A 14,783-nucleotide genomic window follows, 5' to 3' on the forward strand; every position below is an offset into this window, starting at 1 on the left:
CGGCCACCATCAGCCCACCGGTGATGGCGAGCCGGAGCAGCAGCCGAGGCCAGCGGAGTGACCGCGCCACGTGCATCACCGCCATCCCGGTTCCCATCGTCGAGCCGCCACCGACCGGTGTGACCAGGCCACTATCCAGTACCGGGTCGTCCTTCTGCACCCTAACCGCGTGTGTTCCACCCGGAAAGACGGTGCGCGGCGCCAGCTGTGCCGAACCCACCATCGCGTTGATCACCCACGGTGGATTCCACCGGACCGGGTGAACGTGGCGCCTCTTCCGTGCGGGTGCGCCGGTACGACGTCACGGTGTCCGTTGTGCACACCGACCGCGGCGCGCGGGCACTGTCCCGTCTGGCCGAACGCGAACACGATTTGGTCTTGCACGATCCGGATGGCCCGGGCGAATGCTTGCTCCGTCGGGGTCAACTCATTGTCCCCCGCGCGTCCCTGTCGGCCGCCGTTCGGGCGCTCGACCGCTGGATCGAGTCCGTCGACCCCAGCGAGCACGCCGTTGTGCGACTACGCGCGGGTGTCGACTGCGTCCAAGTGGCCGCTGACATGGCCGATCGCGTTCCGGTGTCGGTCAACCACGTCCACACGGTCCTGACAGGAGCACCTGTCCTGCACGGCACGGGAGCAAATGCGATTCCGGTAGACCTACCGGCGGAACCCCCACGACAGACGTGGGCGAAACAGGCGACTGTGCTCATCCTCGATAGCGGTATCGATCCCCATCCGTGGTTCGTCGGGCGCTCCTGGTTCGGCCAATGGGGTCTAGAGGTGCTTGATGGCGATGGTGACGGGATCGCCGATCGGCAGGCTGGTCACGGCACGTTCGTCGCGGGCGTCCTCCTGGGACACGCCCCTGGCGTGACGATTCGCCAGTACCCAGTCCTGTCGGCACATGGTCTAACCGATGACCGGACCGTGGCGGCCACCTTGCGTAGAGCGCGCTACCTGGCAGCGGCCCGGGGAGAGCGCATCGACGTACTGCTGATCAGCGCGGGTTGCCATACGGCTGACGATCGTTGTCCACCTGTCCTGGCCGAAGAACTCGCCTTTTGGCCCACTGTCGTGGCCGCAGCGGGCAACTCCAGCACAACGAGGCCGTTCTGGCCCGCCGCGTTGCCGTCAGTGACAGCGGTAGCCGCAACAGGTCCAGATGGCAGCATCGCACCGTTCTCCAACTGCGGTGAGTGGGTTGATCGCACAGCGCCCGGCGTCGACATCGTCAGCGCCCATGTGCGGCTCGTCGACGGCGAGCGCGTCTACGGAGCCGCCAAGTGGAGCGGGACGTCCTTCGCCGCGCCCAGGGTCGCCGCCGAGTTGGCCATGTCAGCGGCCGATCACGACGAACCCCAGCCCGGGGTGAGCGGCCTGGGCGCCCGCCAGCGCGCTCCCGGTGTCGGCTCCTAGGACGAGTCGCCCGTGCAGGTCGGTGACCAGTTCGGCGACCCGCTCGTCGGCGACCGGCAGTGTGCTGGCTACGACGGAGCGCGTGCCGTTGTCGAGGAACACCCTGGGCAGGTCGAGCGCGGACTCACAAGCTGACAGCACAACCCGCGCAGGTAGACGACCCAACCTGGCGATGTGATGGCCGTACAACGGCCCGTCTGCAAGCTCTAGCGCCGAGAACAGCGGCGCCCCCGGCTTATGTACGCAATGTGCGGCGATGTGCGCTGTGCCTGCCTCGGCGATAGCGGCCAGTACTGCGTCAACCGTGGCGTCGTTGCCAGTGAGGAGAACTCCGCCGTACTCGTCGTGCAGTGCTCTGGCCTCGGTCTCCGCATGCTTGAGCCGCGGCCCTGCCACCCACAGGCGCCCCTCCGGGACTGGTCCTTCAACGTCTAGCCAGTGGGCAGCTGATGGGGCAGTCGTCACGGGGACACCCTGCAACGACGGTAGGGCTGACCAGGGCGTTTGATGAAGATCCCGCGTCAGGATCACCACTGGACGACGAGGAAGGTCGATCTTCGAGAAGAGCTGCTCGTCCAGGGCGCGGAGCGCGTGACCAGCCGCGACCTGCCCCTGGTTCGTAGTCGCGACGAGCGTCAATGCAGCTCGGACCGCCGCTAGGTCTACCTGACCAAGCTCGTACGTTGTGAATCGGCCGCCGACGATGGCAACAGCAGATGTAAGTCCATCGTGGATGTAGAAGCTCACCAGGGAGTTGTCGCCAAGAGCCCCGGCTACCTCTGTTGAGGTTGGCACGCGATCGGTGTTGTCCGACGCTGCGCGTTCCCGCTCGACCCACGTGAATACCGCCCGCGGGCTAGTGGCGGCAGAGCGACCTGTCCGCGCTAGCTCTACCGACCTCGGATTGGATCTGAGGCCCGCTCGACATGCGGCTAGTACGGCGCCTCTCGTCTCAGCCAATTGCGCTTGTGCCAGCCAGCCCAGTGCGCGGAGTTGTGCGTGCCGTGAGAATCGCTTGGGCGCGACGAGTTCCGGTTTGGCCGCTGCCAAGCGCAGACCCGCCGCGACCACTGGTTCGCACCTCTTGGCGATTGCGTCGATGTCGACTGCTTCCCCCGCCGCGATGCGTGCATGCGCGTCGAGTGCGCTTGCCTCCGGCAGGTCGATCATGCTTGCCGCAGTCCGAGCGGCTGCCGGATTCCCTGCTCGCAGGCAGTACCAGCCATAGGTGAGCATTGCGTCGGCATACGCGGGACCGCGCCCTGCGGCGCCCAGAAGTCTGCCTGCTTGCGTTAGGGCTACCCCTGCTTCTCGCAGTAAGCCGCTGTCCAGCAAAGCCTTCGCGCGGTCGACAAGTACCTCGGGCCGTCGGGTTTCGTCTATGGCCGCTGCGTCATAGAGCTCCAGCGCCCGTGGCAGATCGCCAGCCTCTGCCGCGGCGAAGCCTTGGTTGTGCTTACAGGTCGCGGCACGCTCAAGCTCGCCGAGTCCTCTATAGATCTCGTAGGCACGCTCCAGTGCTTCATCAGCCATCGCGAAGTTGCGGAGGAAGATGGCTGAGACGCCCAACCCGACGAGCGCGTTCGCCTGCCATCGGAGGTCCAACTCGGGGTCGGCGATCGCAGCCTCTAGCACCGGTATCGCCGCCGCGTGATTGCCGTCGTGGCACAGGAGCAGCCCCCGAAGGCAGTCCGTACGTCGGTCGCGAACATCGAGGACTAGCCGCGCGCTCGTGGCTCGATCGCCGAGCTGATGACATACCCACGCCAAGGTCAGCCGTGACTCGTTGCGTTCATCGTCACTGCTAGCGGCGGAGATGGCTGCTTCGGCTACGCGTCTTGCCTCTCGTGTCTTACCGGTCTCGTGCAGCGCTACCGCCGAGGTCTGGAGGGCCCTCCAGGTCACCTCAGCCATGGCGACACAAGGGCCGTGGCGTTCGAGCGGTGCAAGACGAGACGAACCCGGCCATCGGGCAGGTCCGCCGAGAAGGTGCCGATCGGGTCGGGGCGCAGCAGTGTCGAACCGTCGCGGGAGTGCAGTTCGATGTGGGAGACACCCAGGTCGTGGTCGACGAGGCCCGTGATCCGGGTGCCCAGTTCGACCACCACGCCGTCGCCCCGCCACACCTCGCCGCTGCCGCGCACCAGCACGCGCTCGGCGGCGAACAGCTCCAACTCGGCCCAGTCGATTCCCAGCAGCGCGCCTGCGGCGATGGCCGCTTCGCGTACCCGCGCGGGCATCGGGTCCAAGCGGTCCAGCAGCGCGCGCAGCTCTGCCAGCAGGTCGTCGTCGCTCACCCGGCCACCTCGTCGGGCAGCCCGATGATCGCCAGCTTGCGGCGCAGGACGTCCAGGCAGCGGGCACGGGTCGTGCTCACACTCGTCCCGGCAACCCCAACAGCTTTCGCCAGCTGTGCGTAGCTGAGTTCAGGGGCGAACGCCATTAGCCCTAGCAGGCTGCGGCAGCGTTGACTGAGTTGTTCGAATGCTCGCCACAAGAAGTCGTCGCGATCAGAGCGCAGAACAGCGGCCTCGGGCCCGTAGTCGTCTTGTCGAGCTATCCATTCGACTTGATCCGTGCTGATTTCCCGCGTACGAGCCCCGAGCACCCGCAGGCATTCGCGTCGTGCTGTGGTCGCCAGCCATGCTCCCAATCGCTCCGGGGTGCGGATGGTTCCTGCCTTCTCGGCGAGGGTGATCCACGTGTTCTGGCTGACGTCCGCCGCATCGGCCGGGCTCAACCGGTGCGCCCTGGCGACTTGCCACACCAGCGGTGCGTAGCGGCCGACGAGTTCCCGCCACGCGGTCTGCTCCCCGGCCAGCGCGTCACGCAGCAGGTCTGTAGTGGACAGTGCATCCATGCTGCTCTCCCTCCTGAAGTGAGCCGTTCGCCGCTTCAGACGGGGTGTCGCTCGTGGTCGCTCCCGCAGACCCTCGAAGGTGTGAAACGCGCAGGTAGCGCTAACCGTGATGGTTAGCGCTACCTGTGATTAATCGTGCGCCCGAAGATTCTCTCCGGCCTCAGGAAAAAGCGATCCCCACCCCATCGAGTGATGACGTACTGGCCGTTCCATGGCTTCCTGGTATCAGCGGCAGAAAGGAAAGGTGATGCCCTGTCAACGAAGAAGGTGCAATCGGGAGATCGCCTCGTCGAGCACCTCGTCGCGCTTGCAGAAGGCGAACCGGACGATGTGGCGCCAACGGTCCGGGTTGTCGGTGAACACCTGCACCGGCACGGCGGCGACGCCGATCTTGTCGGGCAAGGCGCGGCAGAACTCCAGACCATCGGTGAACCCGAGCGGGCGGACGTCTGCGCACACGAAGTAGGTGCCTTCGGCGGCGCGCACGCCGAAGCCCGCTTCGGCGAGACCGGCCGAGAGCCGGGTGCGCTTGTCCGCCAGCGACGCCCGCAGGTCGGCGACCCAGGCCGACTCCGACCGCAGGGCGTGGGCCACCGCGGGCTGGAACGGCGCACCTCCGACGAAGGTGAGGAACTGCTTGGCCGCGCGCACCGCCGCCACCAACTCGGCGGGGCCGCACACCCACCCGATCTTCCAGCCGGTGCAGTTGAAGCTCTTGCCCGCACTGGAGATCGTCAGGGTCCGCTCGGCCATCCCGGGCAGCGACCCCAGTGGGACGTGCTCGCGGTCGTCGAACAGCAGGTCCTCGTACACCTCGTCGGTGATCGCGAGCAGGTCGTGCTCCTGGCACACCTGCGCGACCGCGGTCAGCTCGGCGCGGGTCAGCACCGTGCCGGTCGGGTTGTGCGGGGTGTTGACCAGGATCGCCTTGGTCCTGGGGGTGACGGCGGCGCGCAGGGCGTCCACGTCGAGGCCGAACCGGCCGGACGGCTCCTCGACGAGCGGGACGACCCGGCGCTGCCCACCCGCGAGGGCGACCGAGGCCGCGTACGAGTCGTAGTAGGGCTCGAACAGGATCACCTCGTCGCCGCTGTCGATCAGGGCGAGCAGGGTCGCCGCGATGGCCTCGGTGGCGCCGACCGTGACCAGGATCTCGGTGTCCGGGTCGAAGTGGGTGCCGTACCGGGCGCGCTGCTCGGCGATGGCCGCGCGCAGCTCCGGGCGGCCGGGGCCGGGCGGGTACTGGTTGATCCCGGTGGCGATGGCCTCCTGGGCCGCGGCCAGCATGCCCGCGGGGCCGTCGGTGTCCGGGAAGCCCTGCCCGAGGTTGACCGCGCCCGCGCGCACGGCCAACGCGGTCATCTCCGCGAAGATCGTCGAGGTGAACGGCTGCAGGCGGGGCACGAGGCTGGTTCGGGGCACGGTAGGCAATCCTCACGGAGAATGGGGGTGTGGAGCAACTGGCACCGGTCCCCGGTGAGGCGGAGAAGCGGCTCGCGCTGCGTCGGATGAAGCTCGTCGCCCTCGCCTTCCTCGGCGCGGCGACGGCCATCTTCTTGGTCGCGACCTTCTGGCAGGCGGCGGGCGCGCCCGGCTGGGTGGGCTACCTGAAGGCGGCGGGGGAGGCGGGGATGGTCGGCGCGTTGGCGGACTGGTTCGCCGTCACCGCGCTGTTCCGCAGGCCGCTCGGCCTGCCGATCCCGCACACCGCGATCATCCCGACCCGCAAGGACGCGCTCGGCGACAGCCTGGGTGAGTTCGTCGGCACCAACTTCCTGTCCGAACAGGTCGTGCGCGAGCGGTTGCGCAGGATCGGGGTCGCGGCCCGGTTCGGGGAGTGGCTGGCCAGACCGGACAACGCCGACCGGATCACCTCGGAACTGGCGACCGTGATGCGCGGGGCCGTCACCGTGCTGCGGGACGAGGACGTGCAGGCCGTGGTCGAGCAGGCCGTCGTGTCCCGCATCGTGGGCGTGCCGTGGGGGCCGCCGCTGGGCAAGCTGCTGGAGGGGGCCTTCGCCGACGGGTCGCACCACAAGTTGGTCGACCTGATGTGCGACCGCGCCTACGACTGGGTCAAGGACAACCACGACCAGGTCATGAACGTGGTGTCCGACCGGGCGCCGTCGTGGTCGCCGAAGTTCTTCGACTCGATGGTCGCCGACAAGGTCTACGGGGAGGTGCTGAACTTCGCCTGGGCGGTGAAGACCGACGTCAACCACCCGATGCGGCTCTCCCTGGACACCTTCCTGCGCGAGTTCGCAGGCGACCTGCAGCACGACCCCAAGGCCATGGCCCGCGCCGAGGCGGTCAAGCACCAGGTCCTCGACCACCCCCAGGTGCAGAACCTCATCGGCTCCACCTGGTCCACCGCCAAGAAGATGCTCCTCGACGCCGCCGAGGACCCGTCGAGCGAACTGCGGACCCGGGTCCGCTCCGGCCTGGTCTCCCTGGGCACCAAGCTGGCCACCGACGACGCCCTGCGCACCAAGGCCGACAGCTGGCTGGAAGGCGCCGCCGCCTACATCGTCCTCAACTACCGCGACGAGATCACCACCCTGATCACCGACACCGTCCAGCGCTGGGACGCCGACGAGACCGCGCACAAGGTCGAGCTCCAGGTCGGCCGCGACCTGCAGTTCATCCGCATCAACGGCACCGTCGTCGGCGCACTGGCCGGTGTGCTGATCTACGCCGTGGCCCAGCTCATCGGCGGTTAGCCCGCGCCACCCAGGCCGACCGAATCGGACGGTGGACGCGGACCTACCGGTCGCCGTCCCACCGCCCCCGACCTGGGCGATCCCGGTCAGCCACACCCGCACGAGCCGCGCGGCGGGCTGCTGGGCGGCGACGGGGGCGCCGCGCCCGATTGGGCGGATCGTCGGCGTGTGGCCGACGGGACCTTGACCGTCTCCTCCAGGTCGAGCGCGGCGATGTCCTCGACCGCCGCGTGCGTCGGCCCGGTCGGGGCGGGCGGCGGGGCCGAGAGCGCGCCGGACACCCGCACGGTCTCGTCGACGTTCGCGACCCGCGGGATCGGCACCCGCATGGGTTGATTCCGCGCGGGGCGGGTGGTGACGACGCCAGTCGCCCCGAGCGGGATCGGTCCTGGGTGTGTTCAGGCGAGTTTCGCGCGCTCGCGCCAGGTGCGGGCCTTCTCCCGGTTGCCGCAGACGCGCATCGAGCACCAGGTGCGCGAGCGGTTGCGGGACCGGTCGAAGAAGGCCCAGCGGCAGTCGTCTGCTGGGCAGATCTTCACCCGGTCCCACTCGCCCAGCACGGCCAGCCGGGTGGCGGCTGCCAGCACCGCGCCGGTGGCCGTGCAGGCGACCAGGGTGGGGATCCCGGCGACCAGTTGGATGTGGACGGTCGCCGGTGGTGCGGGTGGTGCGGCGCGGCAACCGATCGCGGCGCGGATGCCGTCCCGGGTGGCGCGGGCGTGCTGGTCGTCGGCGAGGGCGCGGGTGGCGAGCCACCCCTGCCAGCCAGCGGGGTCGTCCAGCACGTCGGTGTGCAGGTCGAAGTCGACGGTGTTCAGGAAGTCGAGGACCAGCGCCGCATCGGCCGCGCTGCTGTCCTCAGCACTACTCACGACACCACTGTAAGTCGAATACCGGTTGCTCCGGCCGGGGTCGACTCACATACTCGCCTCGCTGGTTGCGCCGTCCCTGGAGGATCCATGTCGACCGCCATTCCCCGGTTCTTCGCCGTCGTGCTCGACTGCGCGGACCCGATCGCGCTGTCCGGCTTCTACGCCGACCTGCTCGACTGGCCGAGGGACGCCAAACCCGCCGAGGACAACTCCTGGTCCACCATCGAGGGCACGGGCGGCAGGCTCGACTTCCAGCGGATCGACGACTACCAACCGCCCACCTGGCCGCACCCGGAGCGCCAGCAGATGCTGCACCTGGACCTGCAGGTCGACGACCTCCAGGCGGGACACGACCGCACCGTCGCGCTCGGGGCCGCGGTGCTGGACCAGTCGAGCACATCGTTCTGGGTCTACGCGGACCCCGCAGGCCACCCGTTCTGCCTGCTCAGGAGCTAGCAGTCCGGCTATTCTTTGAGTGTATACACGTGCGGTACAGTCGCTCCCATGTCAATCGGACACGCGTTGCTCGGCCTGCTGGAGACCGGCCCTCGGCACGGGTACGACCTCAAGCGCGTCTACGACGAGCGCTTCGGGCACGACCGGCCGTTGGCCTACGGCCAGGTCTACTCGACGCTGTCGCGGTTGCTGCGCAACGGACTCGTCGAGGAGAGCGGGGTTGAGGCAGGTGGGGGACCTGAACGCAAGCGGTATGCGATCACCGACGCCGGGGTCACCGACGTCTCGGAGTGGCTCGTGACCCCGGAGAGCCCGCAGATCTACCTGCAGAGCGCGCTCTACACCAAGGTGGTGCTCGCGCTGATGTCCGACCGCGACGCCGAGGAGGTCCTCGACACGCAGCGGTCGGCGCACCTCACCGCCATGCGCGAGCTGACCGCCCGCAAGCGCGACGGTGACCTCACCGACCAGCTGATCTGCGACCACGCGCTGTTCCACCTCGAGGCGGACCTGCGCTGGCTGGAGCTGACCGCGGCCCGGCTGTCCGACCTGGCGAAGCAGGTGGCCGGGTGAGCGAGGTCCTGCTCAGCGGAACAGACCTGATCAAGTCGTTCGGCCCCACCGGCGCGCTCGAGGGCGCCTCGATGCTGGTGCACGAGAACGAGATCGTCGCGATCCTCGGCCCGTCCGGCTCCGGCAAGTCCACGCTGCTGCACTGCCTCGCGGGCATCGTGGCACCGGACAAGGGCACCGTCTCCTTCCGTGGGCGCGACCTCGCCGGGATGACCGACAAGGAGCGGAGCGCGTTGCGGCGCACCGACTTCGGCTTCGTCTTCCAGTTCGGCCAGTTGGTCCCCGAGTTGTCCTGCCTGGAGAACGTCGCCCTCCCGCTCCGGCTCGGTGGCGCGCGGCGCAAGGACGCGGAGGCCACGGCGCGGGAGTGGATGGACCGGATCGAGGTGGGTCACCTGACCGGCAAGCGGCCGGGCGAGATCTCGGGTGGTCAGGGTCAGCGGGTCGCGGTCGCCAGGGCGCTGGTGACCGGCCCGAAGGTGATCTTCGCCGACGAACCGACCGGCGCACTGGACTCGTTCAACGGCGAGCAGGTGATCCGGCTGCTGGTGGACACCGCGCGCGACACGGGCGCCTCGATCGTGCTGGTGACGCACGAGGCCAGGGTGGCCGCCTACTCCGACCGCGAGGTCGTCGTCCGCGACGGCAAGACGCGCCAGGTCGCGTTAGCCCACTAGGTCGGGACGGGGAGCACCGGCGGCAGAACCCGGTGCCTGGCGAGGGAGTGACGTGGTACGCGCCTGGGTGAACGACTTCCGCATCGGTGTCCGGCTGGCCATCTCGGGTGGCCGGACCTCGCTGGCGCGGTTCGTGCTCAGCACCATCGGGATCGGGTTGGCGGTGGCGGTGCTGCTGCTCGCCTCCTCGGTCGGGCCGATCCTGGAGGCCAGGGCCGCCAGGGAACTGGTCAACACACCCAACACGGACGCCGTCGTCGGGGTGAAGCCGACCTTGCGGCTGGGCACGACGTCCGCCTTCCAGGGCCAGGCCCTCGACGTGATCTACCTGCGCGGCACCGGCGACACCTCCCCGGTGCCCGCTGGGATCCCCCGCCTGCCGGAACCCGGCGAGATGTACGTGTCGAAGGCATTCGCCGCGCTCCTGGCCGACCCGCTGCTGCGGGAGCGCTTCAGCGAACGGGTCATCGGCGTCATCGACCCGGCCACGATCCGGGACCCGAGGGAATCGGTCGCCTACGTCGGGAGCTCCGACCTGCGGATCGACACCGCGACCAGGACCGAGCCTGCCTACTCGTTCGGTACGCCGCTCTACGAGACCAGGAGCCTCGACCCCGACGCCCTGCTGCTGTTGCTGCTCGGCGCCCTCGCCGTGCTCATCCCGGTGTTCATCTTCCTGGTCTCCAGCACCCGGATCGCCGGTGTCGACCGCGACCGCAGGCTCTCGGCGCTGCGGTTGGTCGGCTGCGACAACCGGCAGATCCGCCGGATCGCCGCCGCCGAGTCGCTGGTCAGTTCGCTGTCCGGCCTGGTGCTCGGCACCAGCCTGTTCCTCGTCGGGCGGCAGCTGGCCGACAGCGTCACCCTGTACCGCGCCAGCGTCTACCCGCGCGACATCGTGCCGGTGCCGTGGATGGCAGCGCTGGTGGTGCTCATCGCGCCGCTGATGGCCGTCTTCGCCGCCCAGTTCGCCTTGCGGCGGACGATCATCGAGCCGCTGGGCGTCGTCCGCTACAGCAAGCCGACCAAGCGGCGGTTGGCCTGGCGCTTCGCCGTGGTCGCCCTCGGCGTGGCGATCCTGAACTTCCACGGCAACAACAGGACGGTCTACGGCGTCGGCAGGGGCGACGACATGTGGGCGATCAGCATCGCCATCGGCGTCGCGCTGGTCCTGCTCGGTGTTCCCGCGCTGCTGCCGTGGGTCGTCGAGCACGTGGTGGGCCGCATCCGGGGCGGTCCGACGTCCTGGCAGTTGGCGGTGCGCAGGCTCCAGCTCGACAGCGGCACGTCGTCGCGGGTCGTCAGCGGGGTCGCGGTCGTGCTCGCGGGCGCCATCGCGTTGCAGGCGACCTTCGCCTCGATGGCCGAGGGGCTCGCGATCAGCATCCAGTACAACGACTCCAGCTACGCCTCCGCCACCGTGTACGCCACGCGGTCCACCATGGCCGAGACCGAACGCACGCTGGACACCGTCCCCGGCGTGAACGCGTGGAGCCTGACCCGGTCGGTGGAGATGCGCGCGGGCCAGGACGTGATGCTCGCCGAGGTGATGAACTGCGAGCTGGCCACGCTCAACCGCCTCATCACCGACTGCGTCGACGGGAAGGTCTACGTCGAGCACGACATCAACCTGATCGCCTTCCCCGCGGGCAGGCAAACCACCATCTACCTCCCCAGCGGAGACCGCGAGTTCGGTGACCTCCAGCCCGCGGGCGGGTGGGTGGTCCCGCAGGGCGTTCAACGGCTCGCCGAACGCGGCCAGTGGGAGAACCGGATCCCGGGCATGGTCCTGGTGACGCCGGGGGCGATCCCCCAGCTGCCCGCGATCAAGGTCGCCGCCACCTACGTCCTGAACCTGGACCGGTCGAAGCCCGACACCGGGGACCGGCTGCGCATGGCGCTGGCCCCGTTGGGTTGGCACACGCGGATCACGACCACGGACCGCGCGTCCCTCACCCGTGAGCAGGACACGTTCCTGAGCATCCGCCGGGGCCTGCTGATCGGGGCGGTGTTCACCCTGCTGCTCGCCGGGTTGAGCCTGCTCGTGCTGGCCGTCGAGCACATCCGGGAACGCAAGCGCCCCTTGGCCGTGCTCGCCGCGAGCGGGGTGCCGACCGGGGTGCTGGCCAGGTCCCTGCTCTGGCAGATCGCCATCCCGATCGCGCTCGGCGTGCTGATCGCGGTCCTGCTCGGCATCGTGCTGTCGGTGGAGACGATGCTGATCATGCAGGGTCCGCTGGTCGTCGACTGGGCCAGCGCCGTGATGATGGCGGGTGCCGGTGCCGGTCTCGTGCTCCTCGTCTCGCTGCTCACCCTCCCGTTCCTGCGCAACGCCACCAGGTTGGACTCGCTGCGGACCGAGTGAGCCGGTCCGCGTGGCAGGGACTGCCACTGGGGGTCGGCCCCTGCCACGCGGACCTCTCGGCGCACGTGCCGCCGCGATGGCACGGCGGACGGTGGTGACCAGTCGCCTGAGCAGCCCGGGCATGGTGTTCCTCCTGCGTCTTCCGTTGGGATGCATACCGTCGCAGAGAACGCAAGACCGGGTGAGAAACTGTCCACAGGGGGGCTACATCAGCAGGTAGGCGGCACTTCCGAGGCGTTCGATGGCGGAGTCGGCCGGCCTCGGGTCGAACCCGGAGGTCCCGCAGCGGCGGCCGAATCCGGTGAAGACCGCGTGGCGCGCCGAGGAAGAGCGGTTCACCGTGCTCGAGTGCCAGAGGTGCGAGTTGACCAGCCACGCCGTGCCCGCCTGGCCGACCAGCAGGGTCTGGTCGGGGTGGTCCTCGTGCGCAGGCGGCGGGACGAAGCCGTAGTCGAGGTGTGATCCGGGGACCACGCGCGTCGCGCCGTTCTCCCTGGTGAAGTCGACCAGGGCGACGATGGCCGTGCAGACCCGCCAGCGGACCGGTCCCACGCGGTCGGCCGCGTCGCCCGGCCGGACCTGGCCGTGGTCCGGGCGACCGGCCCGGTAGGTCATGGCGCTGATCCGGAACTCCGGTCCGAGCAGGTGGCGGACCGCGGCGAGCAGGTTCGGCCGCAGCCACAACGGGTCGAACACCGGCCCCGTCTCGAGCAGGTCGGTGAGCCGGAGCGTGCCGGTGCCGGGTGCCAGCGGCTCGATCGTGCCCAGCGCGGCGCTGATCTGCGCCGGGACGAGGAAGTTGTCGAACCGGCAGTAGCCCAGCTCGTCGAGTTCGCTCAGTTGTTGCGGCGCGAGCAAGTCCGCGCGGACGCCCAGTTCGTCGAGGACCTCGTACACGTCTCCAGATGTAACCCAGCCGTGGCGTGCCCGCCACCGAAATCGCTTGGCTACGCGGAAGTAAGTCGGAACAACCGGAGTGCGAGCTGGATCTCCAGTGCTCGTTGCGGGGTCTGCCAGTCCGCGCCGAGCAGGGAGCCGATCCGCTCAAGCCGTTGCACGACCGTATTCACGTGCACGTGCAGCAGCTCTTTGGCCCGTGTCAGGTTGGCTCCCGCCGTGAAGTACGCCTCCAGGGTGCGCAACAGTTCGGTACCGCGCCGGTCGTCGTACTCCAGCACTGGGCCGAGTGTGCTGTGAACGTAAGCCTCTAGATCTGCCTCGCCGAGCAGAAGGCCGACGAAGCCTAGATCGGACATCGTGCCACCCGAGCCGGTACGCCCAAGTGCTAGCAGTGACCGCACGCAGCGCACGGCCTCTGCGTGAGCTGCGACCAAGCCTTCCACGCCAGAGACCGGTCCGGCAGCGCCGACAGTCACAGGTGAGTCCATAGTGGAACTAAGTGACTCGGCGATCCTTGCCGCTAGACCGCTTGGATCCTCTGAGCGCGCAAGTAGGACTACCTGGTCTGCGTGCACACCCACCAGCACGGCGAAACGTCCAGCGGCAGTGAGAAGTCGGCGTCGCGATACCTGTTCCGCAGTGACGACAAGAACCGCGTATTCCTCGGCTAGGTCCACGCCCAGACGTTGTCCACGCGCCAGGAGCGCGGCCGGATTGCGATCGGGCGAGGTGAGCAGATCCGTCAGAAGCTCGCCACGCACCTCGTCCTCGGCCTGCGCGACAGACCGGCGCAGCATCAACAGGAGAGCCGTGACGACGCCCGCGCGCTCGAAAAGTCTCCGATCCGCGTCTGCCAGGTCAGGCCGATCAGTCAATATGAGGCTGCCGAGAAGCTCTTGCCCTGCCTGCACCGCACAGACCCAACCATCTTTTGTGGACACAGCGCGCCCAGAACCTCTAGCGCGGGTGACGGCATCTTCAGTTGCCGATGCGTGGCTATTCCCCACGCGAGCCAACTCGGTTCCGGTCGCGTCGAAGACAGCGATACCGCCGTGGAGCACGTCGGCCACCGCCGCGGCGACTTCCGGCAGGTCACCACCACGGAGGATGAGGTCGGTCAGCCGGTCGTGGGCTTCCTCGGCGCGCCGCATGGCTTCGTTGTGGCTGCTGATCGTGGCGTTGGCGACGTTCAGGTCGGCCAGCGCCAGTCGGGTCTCGTCGAGCAGCCCGGCGTTCTCGATCGCGATGGCCGCGTGGTTCGCGAGGGAGGACAAGAGCGCGACCTCGTCGGGGGAGAAGTCCCTAGCCGAGCGGTCTGCGGCGAACAGGACGCCGATGACCTTGCCGCCCACGGCGAGGGGTACACCGAGGATGGCGGCAAGACCCTCGTCGTGCACCGACGAGTCGATGGGAGTCGTATGGCGAAAGCGGGCGTCGGCGAAGTAGTCGCGAGTGGCGTAGGGCCTGGCCGTCTGCGCTACCAGGCCGCCCAGACCTTCACCCATACCGAGGGTGACCTGCTGGAACAGTGCGGACGCCGACCCATCCGTGACCCGCATGTAGGTCCGGCCCGCGTGCTCGTCGTTGAGCGTGAGGTATGAGACGTTCACCCGTAGCAGCGTCCGGGCGCGTCGCACTATCGACCGCAGTACCGCGTCCGTGTCACGTAGTCGCGCAAGATCGCTGGCGGTGTCGAAGAGCGCCGTCAGCTCTGCCTCGCGCCTCCGGTGCGCGGCAAGGGTCTGCCTGACCTTCAGCGCGTGCTCTGCCGCGCGGTCGACCGCGGTGAGCTCGTCGGCGGGCATACCGGAGGCCCGCGCGGCCACCGCGACCTGCGCCAACTGCTCCCCGCTCGCCCCGGCGGCGAGCAGGCCGAGTAGGTCGCGCACGGCGTCGTGTGCCCTCACGGGGGTCATGGTCGCACCGATTCCCGCCGAACGCGTG

The 14,783-nt window shown here is 68.9% G+C and carries 14 protein-coding genes; 6 read left to right on the forward strand and 8 right to left on the reverse strand.

Features of this window, described 5'->3' with window-relative positions; all coding sequences use genetic code 11:
• Nucleotides 1-306: 306 nt before the first annotated feature.
• The gene (locus tag CLV68_RS05420) at nucleotides 307-1,416 is read left to right on the forward strand and encodes a S8 family peptidase (protein WP_147459886.1); all 1,110 of its coding nucleotides are present in this window, start codon (nucleotides 307-309) and stop codon (nucleotides 1,414-1,416) included.
• On the opposite strand, the gene CLV68_RS05425 is transcribed toward CLV68_RS05420, so the two are convergent.
• From CLV68_RS05425 to CLV68_RS05440, 4 genes are all read right to left on the reverse strand, one after another.
• A complete protein-coding gene (locus tag CLV68_RS05425; RefSeq protein WP_121389440.1) occupies nucleotides 1,336-3,330 on the reverse strand; it encodes a CHAT domain-containing protein in 1,995 nt (664 codons plus the stop codon). The two genes, CLV68_RS05420 and CLV68_RS05425, sit on opposite strands and share 81 nt — an antisense overlap.
• Nucleotides 3,318-3,713 (reverse strand): hypothetical protein, encoded by a 396-nt coding sequence (locus CLV68_RS05430; protein ID WP_121389441.1) that lies wholly within the window; start codon nucleotides 3,711-3,713, stop codon nucleotides 3,318-3,320. Before CLV68_RS05430 ends, CLV68_RS05425 begins: the two co-directional genes overlap by 13 nt.
• Nucleotides 3,710-4,276 (reverse strand): RNA polymerase sigma factor, encoded by a 567-nt coding sequence (locus CLV68_RS05435; protein WP_246009675.1) that lies wholly within the window; start codon nucleotides 4,274-4,276, stop codon nucleotides 3,710-3,712. Before CLV68_RS05435 ends, CLV68_RS05430 begins: the two co-directional genes overlap by 4 nt.
• A 255-nt stretch (nucleotides 4,277-4,531) precedes the next feature.
• Entirely contained in the window at nucleotides 4,532-5,698 is a 1,167-nt protein-coding gene (locus tag CLV68_RS05440) for a pyridoxal phosphate-dependent aminotransferase (RefSeq protein WP_121389442.1), read from the reverse strand.
• A gap of 86 nt (nucleotides 5,699-5,784) precedes the next feature.
• Between CLV68_RS05440 and CLV68_RS05445 the strand changes: the two genes are divergently transcribed.
• Nucleotides 5,785-6,996 carry a DUF445 domain-containing protein gene (locus tag CLV68_RS05445; protein ID WP_121390981.1) on the forward strand — a complete coding sequence of 404 codons (1,212 nt, stop codon included), beginning with the start codon at nucleotides 5,785-5,787 and terminating at the stop codon, nucleotides 6,994-6,996.
• 86 nt (nucleotides 6,997-7,082) lie between these two features.
• Here the strand turns inward: CLV68_RS05445 and CLV68_RS05450 are convergent, their stop codons facing one another.
• Together CLV68_RS05450 and CLV68_RS05455 are read right to left on the reverse strand one after the other, a co-directional pair.
• On the reverse strand, nucleotides 7,083-7,325 hold the full coding sequence (locus CLV68_RS05450; RefSeq protein WP_121389443.1) for a hypothetical protein: 243 nt from the start codon (nucleotides 7,323-7,325) through the stop codon (nucleotides 7,083-7,085).
• A gap of 69 nt (nucleotides 7,326-7,394) precedes the next feature.
• Nucleotides 7,395-7,868 (reverse strand): CGNR zinc finger domain-containing protein, encoded by a 474-nt coding sequence (locus CLV68_RS05455; protein WP_121389444.1) that lies wholly within the window; start codon nucleotides 7,866-7,868, stop codon nucleotides 7,395-7,397.
• Between the two features lie 87 nt (nucleotides 7,869-7,955).
• Between CLV68_RS05455 and CLV68_RS05460 the strand changes: the two genes are divergently transcribed.
• The 4 genes from CLV68_RS05460 to CLV68_RS05475 are packed head-to-tail and all read left to right on the forward strand — an operon-like array spanning nucleotide 7,956 to nucleotide 11,939.
• The gene (locus CLV68_RS05460) at nucleotides 7,956-8,324 is read left to right on the forward strand and encodes a VOC family protein (RefSeq protein ID WP_121389445.1); all 369 of its coding nucleotides are present in this window, start codon (nucleotides 7,956-7,958) and stop codon (nucleotides 8,322-8,324) included.
• Nucleotides 8,325-8,372: 48 nt separating this feature from the next.
• Nucleotides 8,373-8,897, forward strand: a complete 525-nt coding sequence (locus tag CLV68_RS05465; protein ID WP_092781333.1) for a PadR family transcriptional regulator — start codon at nucleotides 8,373-8,375, stop codon at nucleotides 8,895-8,897.
• On the forward strand, nucleotides 8,894-9,574 hold the full coding sequence (locus CLV68_RS05470) for an ABC transporter ATP-binding protein (protein WP_121389446.1): 681 nt from the start codon (nucleotides 8,894-8,896) through the stop codon (nucleotides 9,572-9,574). The genes CLV68_RS05465 and CLV68_RS05470 overlap by 4 nt, the downstream gene beginning before the upstream one ends.
• 52 nt (nucleotides 9,575-9,626) lie before the next feature.
• On the forward strand, nucleotides 9,627-11,939 hold the full coding sequence (locus tag CLV68_RS05475) for an FtsX-like permease family protein (RefSeq protein WP_121389447.1): 2,313 nt from the start codon (nucleotides 9,627-9,629) through the stop codon (nucleotides 11,937-11,939).
• 204 nt (nucleotides 11,940-12,143) lie between these two features.
• Here the strand turns inward: CLV68_RS05475 and CLV68_RS05480 are convergent, their stop codons facing one another.
• Both CLV68_RS05480 and CLV68_RS05485 read right to left on the reverse strand, forming a co-directional pair.
• Nucleotides 12,144-12,836, reverse strand: coding sequence for a phytanoyl-CoA dioxygenase family protein (locus CLV68_RS05480; RefSeq protein ID WP_170224111.1), 693 nt, complete (start codon nucleotides 12,834-12,836; stop codon nucleotides 12,144-12,146).
• Between the two features lie 50 nt (nucleotides 12,837-12,886).
• Nucleotides 12,887-14,755 carry a helix-turn-helix domain-containing protein gene (locus tag CLV68_RS05485; RefSeq protein ID WP_121389449.1) on the reverse strand — a complete coding sequence of 623 codons (1,869 nt, stop codon included), beginning with the start codon at nucleotides 14,753-14,755 and terminating at the stop codon, nucleotides 12,887-12,889.
• Between the last annotated feature and the right edge of the window lie 28 nt (nucleotides 14,756-14,783).

Source organism: Actinokineospora cianjurensis, from assembly GCF_003663795.1.
Taxonomy (GTDB): Bacteria; Actinomycetota; Actinomycetes; order Mycobacteriales; family Pseudonocardiaceae; genus Actinokineospora; species Actinokineospora terrae.